13 protein-coding genes, 1 tRNA gene and 1 pseudogene are annotated in these 18,423 nt (G+C 64.4%); 8 read left to right on the top strand and 7 right to left on the bottom strand.

The window, feature by feature from the left end:
- Positions 1-28: 28 nt before the first annotated feature.
- Positions 29-3,184 (bottom strand): DUF4981 domain-containing protein, encoded by a 3,156-nt coding sequence (locus tag KF688_14955; GenBank protein MBX3426974.1) that lies wholly within the window; start codon positions 3,182-3,184, stop codon positions 29-31.
- A gap of 379 nt (positions 3,185-3,563) precedes the next feature.
- On the opposite strand from KF688_14955, the gene KF688_14950 reads away from it, so the two are divergent.
- Both KF688_14950 and KF688_14945 read left to right on the top strand, forming a co-directional pair.
- Positions 3,564-3,637: transfer RNA gene (locus KF688_14950), tRNA-Arg, on the top strand.
- A gap of 1,113 nt (positions 3,638-4,750) precedes the next feature.
- The gene (locus KF688_14945; protein MBX3426973.1) at positions 4,751-5,326 is read left to right on the top strand and encodes a hypothetical protein; all 576 of its coding nucleotides are present in this window, start codon (positions 4,751-4,753) and stop codon (positions 5,324-5,326) included.
- A 687-nt stretch (positions 5,327-6,013) separates the two neighbouring features.
- Here KF688_14945 and KF688_14940 read toward each other — a convergent pair.
- Positions 6,014-6,169, bottom strand: a pseudogene (locus KF688_14940) (transposase domain-containing protein).
- Between the two features lie 77 nt (positions 6,170-6,246).
- Between KF688_14940 and KF688_14935 the strand changes: the two are divergent.
- From KF688_14935 to KF688_14910, 6 genes are all read left to right on the top strand, one after another.
- On the top strand, positions 6,247-6,591 hold the full coding sequence (locus tag KF688_14935; GenBank protein ID MBX3426972.1) for a hypothetical protein: 345 nt from the start codon (positions 6,247-6,249) through the stop codon (positions 6,589-6,591).
- Complete coding sequence (gene tnpB, locus KF688_14930) at positions 6,585-6,932, top strand: IS66 family insertion sequence element accessory protein TnpB (GenBank protein ID MBX3426971.1); 348 nt, start codon at positions 6,585-6,587, stop codon at positions 6,930-6,932. Before KF688_14935 ends, tnpB begins: the two co-directional genes overlap by 7 nt.
- A 56-nt stretch (positions 6,933-6,988) precedes the next feature.
- Complete coding sequence (locus tag KF688_14925; protein ID MBX3426970.1) at positions 6,989-8,380, top strand: transposase; 1,392 nt, start codon at positions 6,989-6,991, stop codon at positions 8,378-8,380.
- Between the two features lie 530 nt (positions 8,381-8,910).
- Positions 8,911-9,804, top strand: a complete 894-nt coding sequence (locus KF688_14920; protein MBX3426969.1) for an SgcJ/EcaC family oxidoreductase — start codon at positions 8,911-8,913, stop codon at positions 9,802-9,804.
- A 56-nt stretch (positions 9,805-9,860) separates the two neighbouring features.
- On the top strand, positions 9,861-11,543 hold the full coding sequence (locus KF688_14915; protein ID MBX3426968.1) for a hypothetical protein: 1,683 nt from the start codon (positions 9,861-9,863) through the stop codon (positions 11,541-11,543).
- 307 nt (positions 11,544-11,850) lie between these two features.
- A complete protein-coding gene (locus tag KF688_14910; protein ID MBX3426967.1) occupies positions 11,851-12,915 on the top strand; it encodes a succinylglutamate desuccinylase/aspartoacylase family protein in 1,065 nt (354 codons plus the stop codon).
- Positions 12,916-12,975: 60 nt separating this feature from the next.
- On the opposite strand, the gene KF688_14905 is transcribed toward KF688_14910, so the two are convergent.
- From KF688_14905 to KF688_14885, 5 genes are read right to left on the bottom strand one after another with little or no spacing between them, the layout of a single operon-like run.
- On the bottom strand, positions 12,976-14,793 hold the full coding sequence (locus KF688_14905; protein MBX3426966.1) for a V-type ATP synthase subunit A: 1,818 nt from the start codon (positions 14,791-14,793) through the stop codon (positions 12,976-12,978).
- Positions 14,774-15,439 carry a DUF2764 family protein gene (locus KF688_14900; GenBank protein MBX3426965.1) on the bottom strand — a complete coding sequence of 222 codons (666 nt, stop codon included), beginning with the start codon at positions 15,437-15,439 and terminating at the stop codon, positions 14,774-14,776. Before KF688_14900 ends, KF688_14905 begins: the two co-directional genes overlap by 20 nt.
- 11 nt (positions 15,440-15,450) lie before the next feature.
- Entirely contained in the window at positions 15,451-16,143 is a 693-nt protein-coding gene (locus KF688_14895; protein ID MBX3426964.1) for a hypothetical protein, read from the bottom strand.
- A gap of 12 nt (positions 16,144-16,155) precedes the next feature.
- The gene (locus KF688_14890) at positions 16,156-16,605 is read right to left on the bottom strand and encodes an ATP synthase subunit C (GenBank protein ID MBX3426963.1); all 450 of its coding nucleotides are present in this window, start codon (positions 16,603-16,605) and stop codon (positions 16,156-16,158) included.
- Positions 16,605-18,404: a V-type ATP synthase subunit I gene (locus KF688_14885; GenBank protein MBX3426962.1), complete on the bottom strand. Its 1,800-nt coding sequence runs from the start codon at positions 18,402-18,404 to the stop codon at positions 16,605-16,607. The genes KF688_14890 and KF688_14885 overlap by 1 nt, the downstream gene beginning before the upstream one ends.
- Positions 18,405-18,423: the final 19 nt, after the last annotated feature.

Here is an 18,423-nt window from a genome sequence, read left to right as displayed (position 1 = left end):
CGACGATAGTTGAGCTTCGCCGCGGGTGTTACGGCTTGCGCGCGACTTCGCCGATCTCGCCAAGCCCCGGATTGTACGGCCGCATCAGGAACGAGTAACTTCGCCGCACGGGGGGGAGCGTGTACTGGGGATGGGGCAGGGCGCCCCAGGAGTTGTCCCCCGCCACGCCCATCTGCCCCGCGTCGATGTTGATCGTGATGACGTCGCGCTCGGGCAACTCGTTCACATGCCGCGCCTTCTCGAGATCGGCCATCGAGTAGGGCCAGACGCTCACGCTGAGCGGCGCCCCGTCGGCGATGACGATTGCTCCCTGGCCGGCGTCGTTGGTGAAAGCGATCCACCGAACGTCGCACCGATTGCCGTTTTCTTGCGGGCGCGTGTAGACGTGCGTCATGTCGGCGACAGTCGACTCGTACCGCGAGACGAACGCCGAGGCCAGCCGATCGACGTAATTCTCGTGCGGCCCGCGGCCGAAGTAGGTCACGTTGCTCAGCCGAGCCGTTCCCGTCATTTGCACGCCGAACCGCGGCAACTCGGGCAGCACGCCATGCGGCACGAACTCCGCCTCGACGCGAATCGTGCCGTCCCCCGCGGGGGTCAGGCTGTAGCGGAGCGAGACCTCGGCCTTTCCTCCCAGCAACGTATGGACCGCCTTCACCCCCTCGCCGTCCGGAGCGACGACCACGGGATGGGGATCGCTGACGGCGTTCTTCCACGCCCCCAGCCGCCGAGGCATCTGGTTGCCGTTGTCGTTGTCGATCGGCGCCCGCCAGAAATTCGGGGCGAACGTGCCGGACCACATCGGCCGTCCGTTCTGCGTGTAGAACTTCATCCCGCCGTCGGTCTTGCCGATGCCGACGACCGTCGCGCCCTGTTGCAGTTCGATCACGTCGCCGCTGTCCTTGACGACCACGGGGACGGTCTGCGCGGAGGGCATCGGCGCCCCTCCGGCCGACGGCAAAGCCAGTTGCTCGGCCGCGATCACGTGGCCCGTTCCGGCCCACGGCTGGTCGGATTTCAGCCGGGCTTCGACGATCAGAAACCGCTCGCCTGCGCCGGCCGGAGCCTCGCCCAACTCCAACGCAAACCGCTTCGTGTCTCCCGGAAGGACGTTCACCCCGGCGAGCTTTCCTGCGGCGCCCGACTTGCCGTCGGTCTCGACGCGCCAGCGGAATTCGACGAACCGCTCGTCGAGCGTCTGGAACCCGTAGCGGTTCTCGATCTCGATCAGCCCCTTGGCCAGATCGCCTGCCCGCACCGCGATCGGCTGGTAGCAGTACTTGGCCTCGAGCAGCGAGGGGTTCGGCGACCGATCGGGCTTCACCATGCCGTTGCAGCAGAAGTTGCCGTCGTTCGGCTTGTCGCCGTAATCGCCGCCGTACTTCCAGAACGGCCGGCCCTGGTCGTCATGCTCCAGGAGCCCCTGGTCGACCCAGTCCCAGACGCATCCCCCCTGCAGGTGAGGCCAAGCGTCGATCGCGTCCCAATAGTCCTTGAAGTTGCCGCAACTGTTGCCCATCGCGTGCTCGTACTCGCACTGAATGAGCGGCCGATCAGGATTGCGGCGGGCGAAGTCGATCATGTGCCCGATCGAGTCGTACATCGGGCAGCGGATGTCGGTGTTCCAATCGTGGAAGCCGGCCTGCTCGTACTGCACCGGGCGGGAGGGATCGCGTTCCTTCGTCCACTTGTAGGTCTCGTAGAAATTCACCCCGTTGCCCGCCTCGTTCCCCAGCGACCAGACGATCACCGAGGGGTGATTCTTGTCGCGCTCGACGACCGCGACCATCCGCGCCAGGTGGGCCTTGCCCCACGAGGGGTCCTTGGCCAGCGACTCGCGGCCGTATCCCATGCCGTGCGATTCGATGTTCGCTTCGTCGACGACGTACAGTCCGTACTCGTCGCACAGCTCGTACCACCGCGGATCGTTGGGATAGTGGCTGCAGCGAACCGTGTTGATGTTGCTGAGCTTCATCAGCTTGACGTCCTCGATCATCGACTCGAGCGAGATCGTGTGGCCTGTCACGGGATCGTGCTCGTGCCGGTTCACGCCGGTCACCCGCAGCGGACGGCCGTTGACGCACAATTGACCGCTCTTGATCTCGACTTTGCGGAAACCGACGTTCGCGGGAACCGTCTCGACCGCCTTGCCCGCGGCGTCGTTCACGGCGAGCAGCAACCGGTACAGGTTCGGCGTTTCGGCCGTCCACTTGGCCGGATTCGGGACCGCGACGCTGAGCTTGGCGCCCCCCTTCTCGCCGGCCGCCAGTTCAACGGCCTGCGCCGCCAACTCCGCGACCTGGTTCCCTTGGGCGTCGAGCAACACGCCGCTGACGCTCAGCTTGGTCGGCTTGTCGCCCGAGTTCTCCAGCGTCGTCAGCACCGTGAGCTCGGCGTCGACGTAGTTCTCGTCCAAGTCGGTCTGCACCTCGAAGTCGTACAGCCCGGCGCGCGGGACCGATTTCAGAAACACGTCGCGGAAAATTCCGCTCAACCGCCAGAAGTCCTGGTCTTCGAGATACGACCCGTCGCACCAGCGAAACACCTGGACCGCCAGCACGTTTTCGCCCTCTTTCACATGGTCGGTTACGTCGAACGCCGCCGGGGTGCGGCTGTCTTGCGAGTAGCCGATCTCCACGCCGTTGACCCAGACGTAGCACGCGCTCTCGACCCCCTCGAAGTGGAGCAGCACCCGCCGCCCCTTCCATGCGTCGGGAACCGTAAACGTGGTCCGATACGAGCCGACGGGATTGCCGTTGTCCCCCGCAATGAACGGGGGATTCTTGTGGAACGGATAGTTGACGTTCGTGTAGATCGGCTGGCCGAACCCTTGCCGTTCCCAGTTCGCGGGGACCGCAATGTCGTCCCACCCCGCCGCGTCGAATTCGGTCTTGAAGAAATCCCGGGGCCGTTCGTCCGGCGTCCCGACGTATTTGAACTTCCACGTGCCGTTAAGCAGCTTGACGTACGGGGAATCGTCGCGCGAGCCCGCACGGGCCGCCGCCGCGTCGTCAAAGCGGAACAGCGTGGCGGTCACGTCGAGCTTGTTGCGACCGATGACCTGATGGTCCTCCCAGTCGTTGCCGGCGTCGGCCAGCCCTCCGCTCACGAGGAACGCCGCCGCGGCCGCAGCCGAAGTTGCAGCCGCCCGAACCCATGCCCGCGATTGAACGTCTTGAATCACAACGCCACCTTCTTGCAGACGCGAAACCCAATAAAAATAATTCGACGACCCCCTCATTGAGGGCGCAAGCCGCCGCCGCGTGCTTTGTCAGCTCGACTCTTGTGGGCTGCGTCAAAGCACGAGGAGGCAGCACGCCGAGTTTACCAGCGAGGGCCTGCGCTGTCGCGGCGCCCCGGACTCCTCCGTCCAGGCCAAGCGTGATCCCTCCAACCATGTCGCCGCAATCGGCGGAGGATTTGCGAGGAAAACCGTAAACAATCCCCGATCACCCGATTTCGTCCCCCGCAGAACCCCGGAAAAAGCGGCACTTCCGGCCCTGGGCCGCAGATGGTATCCTGTGTGGCTCGCACGGCCCGCCAAGCCGGCCGGTGCGACGCGAGCACCCCTAGCTCAACTGGATAGAGCATCGGACTACGAATCCGAAGGTTGCAGGTTCGACTCCTGCGGGGTGTACTGATTTTCTAGGGCCTTTCGGGCCTCGGCTGGGTTCTCCCCCGAATTGCTGCCGGCAATGTTGCCAGCCCCCCCCTCAGTTCAGGGGGCGTGTCGTTCTTGAGCGGGGCCAGCGACGTGCGACGGAGCGCGCTGAAGTTCTTGCCGGCTCGGCCGTGACGAATGCGGGCTGGTCGTCGAACGACACGTCGATCTGCCAGGGAAGTCGGTTCTCGATGTGCCCTTGGAAGGGCGCTTGGGGGGCGGAGAACGTGTGTCGTCATTTTGCCGGCGAGCAAAACGAAGTCATTTTTTCGTGCAAAACTCGCGGGGGAGTTGCAAAACCTGGGCCCGCCGCTGCCCCTGTCGTCGCCACGGGCCGCGCTGCCGCCGGGCGACATCGATTCGCGGCGTAGACGCTTCGTTCTACACGACGCGCTGGCCCACTTTCTACAAGAAAGCGGGAACTTTGCCGAACTCGTTGGGCGGGCACTCGGAACGACGACTCTTCGCGGTATTGGCGGTATTACCCCATGTTTTGCAGCAGTGAGACCGGCGTTAGGGGCAATCAGGGACTCGGCCGCATCTCGCCCATACTCGACACGCTCTACGTTGCGACGGCGACTTCGCTAAAAAGATTGCGGGGGCGTCTAGTCGGCGATAGGATGCCTAGTCTATTCCGGTTTGCGCCGATGGCCAACGGCGGGCACATGGCGTAGCGCCCGCCTGTCAGGTGCTCTACGGCGCTGCGCCGTAGGGAGGGACAGGGGGACAGGTCCAGATTAACACAGCGAACAAGCGTCGGCGGCTTTTCGAACATTCCCCCGCCCCGCACAGGCCGAGAAGTGGAAGATGGAGTGGAGGAAATGGACCTGTCCCCTTTTCCACCCCCGGTTCAAGGATCACGATGCTCTGATTACATCCCATGGCGCACTAATATGGACGTTGATAAGGATGTAACCACAGGGAAGTGGAAGCACCGCACAGGAGGGGACAATGAAATAGAAGAAGGACATGAAGATATTGGCGCAGGTCCGCAAGGGCTGAATCTCATGTCAGAATGACAACTAAAGCTTGCGTGTCCTGTACCGCAAAGCACTGCCTTGCTTTTCCAACACCCAGGAGTTTATTCACATGTTTATAAAACACAGGTATTGTGTTTTGGGGTTGGCGATCTTATCCCTTGTATTCGGTAGTGTTGCGAGCATTGCCGAAGACTCCAGCGTGAGCGATGCCCGCCTAAATAAAATCGACGGTTTGTTAACCAACGCCAGGGAATTGGCGCTCCAGCGGAACGAAATGTGTGGAGTTTTGATTGCACAGTTAAGAGACGTAAATTTGTCGGCGCCAGCAAGAATTAGATGTGCTGAGGCTCTTGCAAGCCTCAATTGCAACGAAGCAATCGCTGTGCTCATCGAGTTTATTGAGCTCACCGATCCGTCAGCAGTGCGACCCGAGAGATCAATCGAGAATGTCTACCCATGTATTCCGATCTTGGCACAATACGGCGACGCGGCGATGCCGCAGTTGGTAAAGGCATGGGTGGCCACCGGCGACTCAAGGAAGCGTACAATGATCCTAATGTCTTTACGTCATAGCACAATTTGCTCGAACGCTGTTGCCTTTGCTAAAGGCATGGCTATTCATTCAGTTGATAAAGGAACGACGGCGAGCCTCAACGAACTTGCGGATGCGATTGAAGCCAAATGACCCCTGAATGGCATGCGCGAGAGGGAACAGGGGACAGGTCCAGATTAACACAGCGGACAGGCGTCGGTGGCTTTTCGAACATTCCCCCGCCCCGCACGGGCTGAGGAAGTGGAAGATGGAGTGGAGGAAATGGACCTGTCCCCTTTTCTTCCCCTCGATAGCGACGCCCTACGGGGGTGTCCGTCCCGCGGTGTCCGCTCCGCGAACTGCAGTTACGCGGTCACTTTCCGAGCGGATTGCGGATTTCCAGGCGAATCCGCAGAACTGGCAGCGGGTGTCAGCCAGTGCTGAGCAAGCATCGGCACGGGCCGCTCGGGGCGGGGTGAGCATCGAGAGCGTCTATCGCAATCCCGCGACGGGCGAGACACTTCATGTCCACGATGTCTTCAAGGCTTCGGGAAGCCAGCTTCCGAAGCACCCGTCATTCCGCGATTATGGGAAGGGGCTGTAGTATGAGCATCAGTATTACTTACGCAGACGTTGTTACGAAGCAGGCCGTTGAGAACTGGGCGGATGAGCGAGGGCTGGTTGCTGAGGATCAACTTACCTTGCACCTGGAAGAACGATTCGGCGCGCATCAAGTCCACGTGACGAGCGTCGACGACCAAGGGGACTTCTTGGTTCTTCACTTAACCACGGACCAGTGGGCAGAGCCGAGAGAGTTTGCGTTACTGTCAGATGGCGCCCTTAGCTGGTAGCCATCGGTTCCGCCACGTCCTCGCGTTTCCAGACGTCGGGGAGGAACTGATCCATCTCTGCGGCCGGCGTCTGGCCGATCTTGGCTAGGACGCTAGTAAGGTACGCTTGCGGATCGACGCCGTGGCGTTCGCAACTGGCGAGTAAGCGCCCACCACAACCACGCTTGACGCCCCTGCTAGCCTACCGGGATGGAATCCCCGAGAGTTCAGCAGGAGGTAGCGATGGCGCGGAGCAGTGATCCGGAGCGAGCGGAGTTGTGGCGTGAGCGTTTGGCGCGTCACGGCCGTTCGGAGCAGAGCGCGGCTGATTTCTGCGCGGCGGAGGGGGTGTCGGTCGCTTCGTACTATGCGTGGCGTCGGAAGCTGGCGACGCCACGGCCTGCGAAGCACGCCAAGGTCGCCTTCCAGCAGCTGGTGTTTAGCCAATCGTCGGCGGCCGTGTCGGTGAGGCTCCCCGGCGGCGTCCTGGTCGAGGTCGCGGCTGGGCAGGAAGCGGCGCTGCGGGTCGTGGTGGCGGAGTTGGTTCGAGCCAGTTGTGGGACCGGTTGCGGGGCGCCCTCGTGCTGACGGTCCCCTCAAGTGTCCGCATCTACCTGCACACCGGCCCGACCGACATGCGGAAGGGGATCGACGGGCTGTCGGGGATCGTGCGCGGCGAGTTTGGCGATGATCCGCTCAGCGGTTCCCTCTACTTGTTCGTCAACCGGCGTGCGAACCGGCTGAAGATCCTGCACTGGGACGGGACGGGGTTCTGGGTCTACTACCGCGTGCTCGAACGGGGGACGTTCGAGGTCCCGCGGAGCGACGACGCGCGGGTGCAGATCGACGCGACGCAGCTCGCGATGATCTTGGGGGGCGTGTCGCTGGCCGGCGTGACGCGCCGCAAGCGGTATGCGCACGCGTCGTAGTCCGCTTTGTTGCAGCCGCCCTGGGAACGTCACGGCGACTCGGTAAAATGTCGCCCATGAGCGACGGACCCTCATCTGCTGTGATCCCCGACGACCTCGCGGCGTGCCAGGCGCTGCTCAGAGAGCACGGCTTCGTCGTCGCTTCGCTCACGCAGTCGATCGCCGAGCTGCAGCAGAAGAACCAGCGGCTGGAAGAACGCGAGAAGGAATACCAACTCACGATCAACGAGCTGCTGCAGCGGGCGTTCGCCCGCCGCAGCGAGCGGTACCTGAGCGACCCGCGGCAGCTGGCGCTCGACTTCAAGGACGCCGCCGGGGCGACCGACGCCGCGGCGGGTCTTGCCGAAGCGGTCGAAGAGGCCGGCCTGGTGGTGAAGCGGCACGTCCGCCACAAGCGTCCTCGCAAGCCGCGTCGCGAGCGACTTCCCGAACACCTGCCGCGTCACGAAGTGATTATCGAGGCGCCGGCCGACCTGCAGAGTTGCCCCGAGCACGGCGAGCGGAAGATAATTGGTTACGACGAGACCGAGACGCTGGTGATCAAGCGTCCCGAGATCTACGTGCTGCTGACGAAGTCCCCGAAGCTGGCCTGCGAAGGGGCGCCGCAGTGCGGCGTCGCGTTTCCCGAGCGCCCGACCGGGCTGGTCGAGGGGAATCGTTACGACACGAGCGTCGCGGCCGAAGTGCTGACCAACAAGTACGGCTTCCACTTGCCGATCTACCGCCAGCAGGACATGTTCGCCGGCAGCGGCTGGACCCCGTCCCGCTCGACGCTGCTGAACCTGGCCGCGGGGGCGCACTTCGCCTTGCGTCCGCTGGTCGAGCATCTCCGCAGCGTCGTGCTGGCCGACGACCTGCTGGGGACGGACGACACGACCCTGACGCTGCTGGTCCCCAAGACGCTCCCCGAGGTCGTCGCGGGGGACCCGCGCAGCGAGCGGACGCACGAGCTGCTCTGCGAAGCGAAGGCCGCGGCCACCGCGATTGATTCCTTGTGGACGTCCAAACCGACAAACGCATTGACCGCTTCCATGGCACTTCTCCTGAAAGAACGTGAGGAACGTCGCCCCGATAAGGGCGACGATACCAGCCACTCGGAGAAGGTCATACCATCTGGATTTTTGTCGGGAGCGTTGGCGCCGGCGAGCGGACCGCCGACTTCTTCACGCTCGTCGCCAGCGCCGTGCGCAACGACCTGGACGTGTGGGCCTACCTCAAAGACGTGCTCGACCGGCTGCTGGCCGGCGAGACCGACTACCACCACCTCCGCCCCGACGTCTGGCGCGATCAGCACCCCGAAGCCATCCGCCAGTACCGCATCGAAGAACGCCGCGACAAGGCCGATCGCAAGCAGGCTTGGCACAAGCTGCGGGCGAGGTGAGGCGCCGCGGGGAGTGGGGGAGCGGATGGTGCTGGTGGGCGCTTACCGTTTGAGCACATGCGGATGAGCAAGCGAAGAGACAAGGAGTCCGCCCAGACTGTCCCATCGGGACCCTCCACGGCAGGGCTCCGAACCAAAATAGCATTCACCCTCTGGACATTACAGGAAGGCAACAAAGACGCCGAACTGAAATTCGGTGAATCTGTCCGAGGATCGCGTTAAAATGGAGTTATCTGCCGGCAGTCGGAGGGGCGATTTCATATCTCCTCCGGACTCGCGAAGGGGGGCGTTCGTTCCTCAATGCTGATAAATCGATCCGACCGAAAGCCAATTGCGCATTCAAACAGCGTTGGATCCGAGTTCCGCTCTCACGCGCCGGACGTCTCTGAGGGAGCGGTGCGTCGGACGCGAGCTACGTCCGCACCTTGTCGTCGGCATACGGCTGAGCTTCCTGCTCGCTCCACCAGCAGCGACGATGCGCGCCAAGTTCGAACCGAACTTCGGGACGCAACTCGTTCGCGACGGCTTCGCCCGCGCTCGGCCGAAGGCTTTTCTGCTGAGTTTCCACTTTTTGAGTCGAGAGGCGTGACCATGAACATGTTACGTATTCTTCTGCTGACGTTGGGATTAGGGCTCGCATCGGCCGGAGGCGTACGGGGCGACGACCCGGTCGCGAAACCTGATCCTGTCGAGGCTATCCGTGCGCGGATCGAACAGTACGTCGCCGCCTACAACTCTCAGGACGCCAAGGCATTGGCCGGGTGCTGGTCGGAAGAGGCGGTCTATCTTGACCCCGCGTCGGGAGAGGAGGTTAAAGGTCGCGAAGCGATCGGCGCCAAGTTCGCAGGGTTGTTCGCCGACGCTCCCGGCAGTTTGACCGTGGACGTCGACGCGATTCGTCTGGTCACGCCGGACGTAGCGATCGAAGACGGCACGGCCGTACTCGACGCGGGCGGCGAGGAGCCGGAAGTCAGTTCCTACGTCGCGGTCCATGTGCTCAAAGAAGGGCAGTGGTATCTCGATAGCGTCCGAGAGACTCAATTGCCCGGTTCGCCGCCGCCGGAAGCGGGGGAACTGGCCGAGCTTGCTTGGCTGGTCGGCGAGTGGCTCGACGAGGACGAGCAGGCGTCGATCCACACGCGCTGCCGCTGGGCCAAGAACCATCGCTTCCTGCTGAGCGACTTCGCCGTCCTCGCCGAGGATCGTCTCGAGCTGGCGGGAACGCAGATCATCGGCTGGGACCCAGGCGCCAAGGCGATTCGTTCCTGGATCTTCGACTCGGAAGGGGGGATCGGCCAGGGACGATGGCGGCGCGTCGGCAATCAATGGATCGTCGACGTCAAATCGACCCTGAGCGACGGGACGAAGGCCTCGGCTGTGAACGTCTACACGCTCCGGGACGACGACTCCTTCACCTGGAAGTCGACCGATCGCGTCGTCGCCGGGCAGCAGGAGCCCGACGTCGACGAAGTGCTTGTCGTTCGAAAATAACTGCTCTTCACCGCATCGGGCGAGAAGCCCGCACGCGCCTTCAGGAGGGGGTCATCATGTCTCTGAATACATTGTTTCGGGCGACGGCGTGTCTGCTCGTCGTGCTGTTGGCAACGGGCGAAGCGACGGCCCGCGGGGGGCGCGGAGGAGGAGGGGGCGGCGCTCGCATGGGCGGCGGCGGTGGCGGCGGCGCTCGGATGGGCGGCGGGTCAATGGGCGGCGGCTACCGCGGCCCCTCGCCCTCGATGCCAAGTCGCGCTCCCCGTCCCGCAAGTCCGTCCGTGAATCGCAGTCCGTCGATGAGTCGCCCCGCCTCGGCCGCGCGCGGCCCCTCTCCCGTCCGCAGCGCCCAGCCGGGCGGGCTTGGCGGATCTGCCGGGCGTGGTTCCGTGGCCGGCGCCGGATCGCGCGGTCCGGCCGTTTCGGGCCGAGTCTCCAGCCCCGGCGCGGGACAAGCGGCGCTCCGTTCTCCCTCGTCGTTCAATCGGCCGTCGACGAACGACCTGAACAGCTTCCTCGGCATCGCCGGCGGAGCGGCGGCGGGAGCCGCGATGGGATCGAATCGCGCAGCGGCTTCGGCGCGCGGCGCTGAACAGCTCGGAGGAGGCGACGGCGGGTCGCGAACCTTCACCACGGAACGAGGCGGCACAATTACGGTCGGCGGTCGGGGCGGCTCGACCGAGGTCGGAGGCGGAACAGTCGGCGCCGGCGTCGGAGGAATTAAAGTTGAAACGGCCGGCGGCGCGACCATCGGCAAGGTCGGCGGGGCCGCCGGCGCGTCGGGAAGCTCCGGCGCCGCGATTCGGGGCGGCAGCGTCTCCGGGGCCACAGGCAGTCGCGGCTCGATCGCCAACGTCAGTCGCGGATACGCCGATACGGCCGGCAATCGCGCCGGCGGCAGCGTCACGGCCGCCAAGAACCGGGCTGGTTACACCGGGGTGAACGTTCGCGGCGGCTACGCCTCGGGGGGCGTCGGCCAAATCGGCTCAATCTCGGCCGTGCGCGGTCCCGGGGGGAACGTCATCTCCGCCGGCCGCGGGGCTTCGTTCGTCAACGGGCAATTCGTCGGAGGACGCAGTTGGGCCGCCGTCAACGGCGCCTACACGCGCTGGAATTGCTTCACGCCTGGTTGGCGAGGCGCATACCCAGGCGCTTGGTGGCCCGGCAAGTGGGCCGTGAGGACGACCGCCTGGGCGGCGCTCACTTGGCCTTACGCCTCGGCGTACTATGGCGCCACGGGAGAACCGATGTACTACGACTACGGCAACAACGTCGCCTATGAAGACGGCACAGTCTACGTCGACGACCAACCGGCGGCAACCGCGGAAGAATACTATCAGCAGGCCGACGAGATCGCCGACTCGGGCGCCAACACGACGAATGAAGACTGGCTTCCGATCGGCGTCTTCGCTGTTATCGCGGACGAGAACCAAGCCGAGACCGACAAGGTCGTCCAACTGGCGATCAACCGTGACGGGATCATCCGCGGCAACTATCAGGACCTGCTTACAGACAAGGTGACGCCGATCAACGGCGCCGTCGACAAGGAAACGCAGCGCGTCTCGTTGAAGCTGGAGGGGAACGACAAGCTGATTATCGAAACGGGGCTTTACAACCTCACGAACGACGAGGCTCCGGTCCTCGTCCATTTCGGTCCGGATCGACAGGAAGGCCGAGTCTTCATACGGCTCAAGCAGCCCGAAGACCAGGCCGCCGCGGACTCGGCGACGCAGCCTTGAGGCAGGTCGTCGGCGTTGACTGCACATTGCGACGAATCGGTGCGAACGTACGCTCGGGTTCGGCTGGCCCTGCAACACGGCGGTCCTGGCAAACCTCGGATCATTTGCGCAAACAGTTCACCATTCCCGCGAGGGTCGCTACAGCCACGCATGCTTGCGGAGCGTTCGTACAAAGACAGACAATCGTTTTCAAGCTCGAACCGCCGCTGTTTTGGTGTTCGACAGATTCCTTTCTCAACCATTCGTTCTTGAGGGGCTCCTCATGAGACGGACTCGAATTGTTCGCAGAGTCAGCATCTTTTTGGCGATGTTCGCCGTCCTGCTGATCGCGGCAGGTTCTCCCGTGCTTGCCCAGGTTGCCGCTCAAACGGTCGCGACAGACGCTGCGGCCGTCGCGACGGAGTCGCCGGCGTGGGACGTGTTCACGGTGCTCGGGGTCGACGTCCAACCGGGTACGAAACACAAGCTGACAAGCATGGAACTCAACGATTTCGTCGGCATGCGGATGGCGGTGCCGGTGTGGATTGCCCGGGGTGCGCGGCCGGGCAAGACGCTGGCCGTCACGGCCGGCATTCACGGCGACGAGATCAACGGCGTCGAGATCGCCCGAAGGTTGTTCGTGGAAACAGACCCCGACCAATTGTCAGGAACCTTGGTCGTTCTCCCCTTGTTGAACAGGCACGGATTCCTGGCCGGCAGCCGCTACATGAGCGACCGCCGCGATCTGAACCGCGCCTTCCCAGGCGATCCCGTCGGCAGCTCTGCCGGGATCACGGCGCACTCGGTGTTCGCTCCCGTGATCCTTCGCTCCGACGCGTTGATCGATCTGCACACGGCTTCCGACACGCGCGTCAACTTGCCGCAAATTCGCACCAAGCTCGCGAGTCAACCGGCGTTGGAATTGGCCCGGGCTTTCGGCGCCGGAGTCGTGCTCAATGGCGCCGGTCCCGCGGGGAGCCTCAGGCGCAGCGCTCTCGACGCCGGGATTCCTGCGATTATCTACGAGGCCGGCGGAGTCCTGGTGCTGGAGCTTGACGAGATCGAGCGGGGCCTGACCGGCATTCGCAACATCATGCGTCATCTCGGCATGCTTGCCGCCGCCGGCGACGAACCCGAGACGGCCACGGTATACGACAAAACCCTGTGGCTCCGCGTCCCTCCCGGCGCCGCGGGGATGTTTCTCACGAAGCGCCGGCCAGGCGACGAAGTCCGCCGGGGCGACGTGCTGGGGGTGGTCGTCGATCCGCTAAGCGATCAGGAGGCGTCGATTGTTTCGCCCGCCGACGGCCTGATTATCGGCATGGAGAAACCGAACGTCGTCTATACGGGCGACGCGTTGTTTCATCTGGGTCTCGAAAAGCTCGCGAAGTAGCCGAGGACCGTTGGATCGGCGTCGCGCGATCTTGCCGCTCGCCCCCTGGTCGCCGGTCCGTCATTCCGGGGCCCGCTCCGCGGCGACCGACTGTCCGGCGAGGCCGCGACGCTCCAAATTCTCGATCCGATCGACGTACTCCTTGAAGGAATCGGAATCGAACGGGGCGTAGTTGAGATTGCGGACGAGACCCGTGAGCTCCGTAAAGAAGTCTCGCGCTTGCTGCTTGTCGGCGAACAGAAACTTTCGCTCCAAGAGGCGTTTGATGAGCAACAACATCATTTTCTGACGCTCCGTCGGAGTCGAGACGTCGACGGGGTCGAACGCGTCTTGCTGCAAGTAGACCATGTCCAGAAACGTCGCCTGCTGCCAGGTGACGAAGTCTTCCAGCGAAACGCCTTCCTCGCCCGTGACCTGCATCATCTGGTGAATGGCGCTGCCGCGGTGGAGCAGTTGCACAAGCCCGCGCACGGCGTCGGTCCATCCCGGGGCAAGAAGTTCGTCCAGTCGCGGCTTGAGTTGATCGAGATACCGAGACCAAGAAATCAAGGGGTCGATCGCCGGGTAGAAACGCTTGTATGCCCGATCGTACGAAAGCCCGAGAAAGCACTTCACCGCGCTGAGCGTCGCCTGGGTGACCGGTTCTTCAAAGTTGCCCCCGGCGGGAGAGACGGTGCCGATCATCGTGAGACTGCCGACTGAGCCGTCGTTGGTGCGCACCAGTCCGGCCCGCTCGTAGACCCCTTTGACGGCCGAGTCGAGGTAAGCGGGGTAAGCCTCTTCACCAGGGATTTCTTCGAGCCGCCCGGACGTTTCGCGCATCGCCTGGGCCCAGCGCGACGTGGAATCGGCGATCAACAGGACGTCGAGCCCCATCTGGCGATAGTACTCGCCGAGGGTGATTCCGGTGAAGATCGACGCTTCGCGGGCCGCCACGGGCATCGAGGAGGTGTTGCAAATGATGATCGTGCGATCGATCAGCTTTCCGCCGGAACGGGGGTCTTCCATGTGCGAGAACTCGGTGAGCGTTTCGAGCACTTCGCCGGCCCGCTCTCCGCAGGCGACGACGACGACGACGTCGACAGCCGAATACCGGGCGATGAGCCCCTGGAGCACCGTCTTGCCGGCGCCGAACGGCCCGGGAATGCATGCTGTTCCCCCGCGGGCGATCGGGAAGAACGTGTCGATGAGTCGGATGGTCGTCGCAAGGGGCTCCAAAGAGAACTGCCGCTCCGACAGCTTGCGGCGCATGAGCGCCGCAGGCACGGGTCGCCGGACAGGCCACGACTGGGCGAGCGTCACGCGGTGCTCGATCCCCCCCGTGTCGCGGACCAAGGCGATCGGCTCGTCGACGGTGAAGTCGCCCGACTCGATCGAGACCAACTCGACTTCACGCGGCAAGCCGAAGGGGAGCATGATTTTGTGATCGATTCGGCGTTCGCGGACGGTTCCCACGACGTCGCCGGCGTCGAGTTTGTCCCCCGGCTTGCACGACGGCTTGAACGCCCAGCGCACCTCCGGGTTGAGCGCCGGAGCGCCCCGACCGCGTTGCAGGAAGAACCCGTCGCGGACGGCGAGTTCGTTGAGCGGGTTCTGCAGCCCGTCGAACACGGTCCCCAGCAGCCCTGGGCCGAGTCGCACCGAGAGCATTTCGCGCGTCAGTTCCACTTTGTCGCCGGTCCGCACCCCCTCGGTATCCTCGAAGACCTGCAGATCCGCTTCCTGGCCGTAGACGCGCAGCACCTCGGCCTTGAGCCGCCGATCGCCGACGCGGACATAGGCGACCTCGTTCTTCATGAGGGACCCGACGGCGGCCTCGATCGAGACGATGTTGCCGGTGACGCTGACGACGGATGCTTCAGTTGTCGAAATGGACATAGTCTTGCACGAGGGTGGCGACGGATTGATCGAATCGTTCTTGCCCGGCGACCGCGTTCTGGCAGGCCCAGCGATTGACGACCGACCAGCGGGCGACGTACAGGAGGACCGCCCCGAAGGTGAAACGAGCGTCGGCCGCGGCGCGCGACCAGATCGACCAACTCGTGGTCAGGATCAGCTTTTCGGCGGCGAGCATCTGGCCGGCGGCGAGCAAGCGGTCGAGCTCCTCGATCCAGGGGTAACGGGCCTGGAGGCCGAACTGCGGTTCGTTCCAGCGTCGTCGAATGTGATCGACCCACCGCCCCGCGCCCGGCGGGGGGCCCCATCCCAACCGGCGTCGGCGAAGCCCGCTGATAATCGTCCGCATGTCGATCCGCACGTCGACAATCTCGCGGACGACCGAATGCGTCGTCTCCTCCATGAGCTCGCGGTAGCGCGCGTCGAACTCTTCGTCGGTCCGCTCAGACGGCTGGCGGTCCCAAGCCAAGAAATCGACGAGCCGAGCCAGCGCCGCCGCATCCTCGTCTTCGAGCATCTTCAAACGCTCTTCCAGACGCCGCCAAGTGATGGGACTGCGATCTGGGGGAAACTGCGCAGGGAGCGCCGGGAGGCTTGCGATCAACGTGTAGTAGGTGCGCTCAGGCATCGGCGGTCGGCTCAATGGGCAGGTCTGTTCATCAGCGCGCGGAATCGCGGGCCCAGATGATCCATCAGCAGGGCCGTCACGGCTTCGTCGGTGAGATCGATCTCGATGTCGTCGTCTTGGAGCTTCACGCGCAACCCCGGGCGCTCGTCCTCGCCCGGGGCGAAGGACAGCCCTTCGCGGAGAATCTCCGACGAGAGATCAAGAACGAACCGCGCAAGCGCATCGTCGGCGAGACTTGCGGGCGAGGCTTGCAGTTCTTCTTGCGTGACGAGATCGGCCGGCAGTTGCACTTCCACCGCCAAGGCGTCTTCGGGAACGGCCTGGCTCGCGATGGTCAGGATCAGGCGTTCAAGAAACGAGCGGTCCTCGAGCGTGTGCGACACCAGTCGTCGGAGCTTAGTCGCAAAGTCGGTCGTCAGGGCTTCGCGAAGCGCGATCACGGCGTCGCGGGCCGCCAGGCGCAGCGCGTCCTCAGCGTTCGCGCGAAGGCGATCCGCGGCGGCGCGGGCCGCGGCCTCGACCTCGGCGGCCTCGCGCTTGGCGTCGTCCAGCAGCCGCGTCGCTTCGGCCCGCGCCGCGACGACAAGCGCCTCGGCCTCGTCCTTGCCCTTAGCGATTCCGTCGGCGCGGAGGCGATCAATCAGTTCCTGAACCCCGGCGGTTCGCGGCTCGTCGGCGGGTCGTTTTGGATCAGCCGTACTCATTCGACAAGCTCCTTACTTCGCAGGGATGCCGGCGCTGAGAACCAGGGCAAAGACGAACGCGAACACGGCGAATCCCTCGACGATCGCGGCCGGAGCGGCCGAGAGGCCGAAGATTTCCGGTTTGCTCTTGCTGGCGTTGATCGCCGAGGCGCAGCAGGCGCCTTGATAGACGGCGCTGAGCATCAGCGCCAGTCCGGTGAGGGCCCCGATGGCGAACAGCCCCGGCGCGGCGACGACCGTCACCTCGCGATTGAGCGAGAACATGACGACGATGCCGTAAATCATTTGCGACGACGGCAAAGCCGACAGGCCGACGAACCTGCCGTAACCTCCCTCGACGTCGAGCATGGCCCCGCAGGCGGCCTGCCCGGCCCGGGCGCACCCGATGATGCTGCCGACGGCCCCCAGCGCGGTCGGCGCGAAGACCCCGATCCAACCCAACGTGATGAGGATGTTGTCCATTATTGCCTGACCTTTTTCTGATAGGGCTCGAAAGGACGCCCTTCTTCCGTGAGGCTCCAATTGAAAAACTCGATGCAATTGAGCCGCAAACCGTGGACGACGCCGCCCATGAGTCCCAACGCCAAATTGATGCCGTGGCCGGCGATGAGAATCACGCTGGCCAGCAGCAGGCCGAGCCCCCGCTTCTCGGCCATGTGGGAGGCAAGCTCGTTGAACGTGACTGCGAGTTGCCCGCTGGCCAGCCCCAAGGCGAACAGTCGCAGGTAGCTGAGCACGTCGCCGAACAGCTTCGTGATTCCGGTGAGGGCGCTGAGACCGTCGACGACTCGGCCCAGCCAGTCGCGGACTCTCGCTGCCTTGAGCGGTCGATCGCTGCTGAAGAGCAACACCGCCGCAACCCCGAGGACCACGAGTCGCTTCCCCCACGGAGCGACCGTCGCCCCCCAGGGGGTCGTCAACAACTCGGCCGCCGCCATAAGGGCCCCGATCATCAGCAGCACCCAGCCGATCGATCCGAGGGCTCGTAAACTGTGCCGCGCCCGCCAGGCCGTGACGAGATTCGCCAGCGAGAGATGGCCGACGCCGATCAGGATCGACAGCCCCATCATCTGCCCGCGGGCGGCGAAATCGAGAACGCGGAGCCGACCCAGCGTCGAATCGGGCCGCGGAGCAAGGCCGAAGTAGCTGCCCGTCATCGAGCCGAAGACGATCGTCGCCCCGACGATCGTCGTGAGCAGGGTGCGGAACTGCGCTCCCTTGCGCGTCGCCCCGAGTCGGCGCCAAAACAGCCCCAGCGCCGCGGCAAGCACCAGCCCGTAGCCCGCGTCGGCGAGGATCATGCCGAAAAACAGGCTGAACGAGACGAACATGACCGGCGTCGGATCCCAGGCGCGGTAGGCGGGCGTGATGTAAAAGGTGACCGCTCCCTCGGCCCCGGCGACCCGATCAGGGTTGTCCAGCAACGTCGGCGGTTCGTCGGCGGGATCGGGAGGAGCCAGCTTCAACGCCAGGCCGAGCCCTCGCGTCACCTCCTCCAACTCGTCGCGGGCCGCCTGCGGGACCCACGCTTGAATCGCGAACAACTCGGGTTCGCTCAACGCGAGCCGCTCGGCCCACGCACGCGCGGCCGCGTCGTCGGCCGCGTCGAGACTCCGTTTGAGCCGGGGGATCCAGCGCGTCAAAGCGACCCGCTCCCAGTGGAGATCCTCCAGCGCGTCGTCAATCTCCTCGCGCCGCGCCGCAAGTTCCGAGAGGGGGCGGCGATCGAGTTCGACCCGTTCGCCGGGGCGCGGGGTCGGCTCCTCGGCTGCGACGACGACGCAATACAACGCCGTGGGATCGACGGCGACGATCTGGCAGGGGACCCCCGACTGTCGCACTCGATCCGCGTCGCGTCGGGGAACGACGTAGAACCACAATCGGGCGGACCCGAATTCGCCTTCCTTCGGCTGACGAAACTCGCCCCAGGGGGTCGCGTTCTCGATCGCCTTGGCGACTTCGTCCCGTTCATCGACGAGCGCCTCATGTTGACGTTTGTTCTTGAGCGCCTTGGCGACGACGCGGCGAAAATCGAAATTTCGGCAACGCTGCGGAGCCCGTCGCCGCAGGGGACAACTCTGCAGGTGCTTCAGCGCCGTTCGTGCGTCGGCCGATTTCAACGAGTCCCCCCGCTTCGGCGTCGTCGCGTCATTCAGATTGATCAGGTGGAGCCGACCAAAACGTTGCAGCGCATCAAGAGCGGCGTCCCGCTGGGCCAACGGGCCGCAAATCGTCGCTTTGTCGAGGGGAACAATGCTCATGGTCCGCGTCGAACGTTGC

It is taken from the genome of Pirellulales bacterium (assembly GCA_019636345.1).
In the GTDB taxonomy this organism is placed as follows: domain Bacteria; phylum Planctomycetota; class Planctomycetia; order Pirellulales; family Lacipirellulaceae.
The sequence above is the reverse complement of the archived record's forward strand: the minus strand, read 5'-3'. Positions and strand labels throughout refer to the sequence as shown.

Bases quoted from the DNA above. Each gene is read 5' to 3' on its own strand.
- KF688_14890 (MBX3426963.1), bottom strand. From the start codon at position 16,605: ATGGACAACATCCTCATCACGTTGGGTTGGATCGGGGTCTTCGCGCCG.
- KF688_14895 (MBX3426964.1), bottom strand. From the start codon at position 16,143: ATGAGTACGGCTGATCCAAAACGACCCGCCGACGAGCCGCGAACCGCC.
- KF688_14900 (MBX3426965.1), bottom strand. From the start codon at position 15,439: ATGCCTGAGCGCACCTACTACACGTTGATCGCAAGCCTCCCGGCGCTC.
- KF688_14925 (MBX3426970.1), top strand. From the start codon at position 6,989: ATGAGCGACGGACCCTCATCTGCTGTGATCCCCGACGACCTCGCGGCG.
- KF688_14905 (MBX3426966.1), bottom strand. From the start codon at position 14,793: ATGTCCATTTCGACAACTGAAGCATCCGTCGTCAGCGTCACCGGCAAC.
- KF688_14920 (MBX3426969.1), top strand. From the start codon at position 8,911: ATGTTACGTATTCTTCTGCTGACGTTGGGATTAGGGCTCGCATCGGCC.
- KF688_14885 (MBX3426962.1), bottom strand. From the start codon at position 18,404: ATGAGCATTGTTCCCCTCGACAAAGCGACGATTTGCGGCCCGTTGGCC.
- KF688_14945 (MBX3426973.1), top strand. From the start codon at position 4,751: ATGTTTATAAAACACAGGTATTGTGTTTTGGGGTTGGCGATCTTATCC.
- KF688_14915 (MBX3426968.1), top strand. From the start codon at position 9,861: ATGTCTCTGAATACATTGTTTCGGGCGACGGCGTGTCTGCTCGTCGTG.
- KF688_14935 (MBX3426972.1), top strand. From the start codon at position 6,247: ATGGCGCGGAGCAGTGATCCGGAGCGAGCGGAGTTGTGGCGTGAGCGT.
- KF688_14910 (MBX3426967.1), top strand. From the start codon at position 11,851: ATGTTCGCCGTCCTGCTGATCGCGGCAGGTTCTCCCGTGCTTGCCCAG.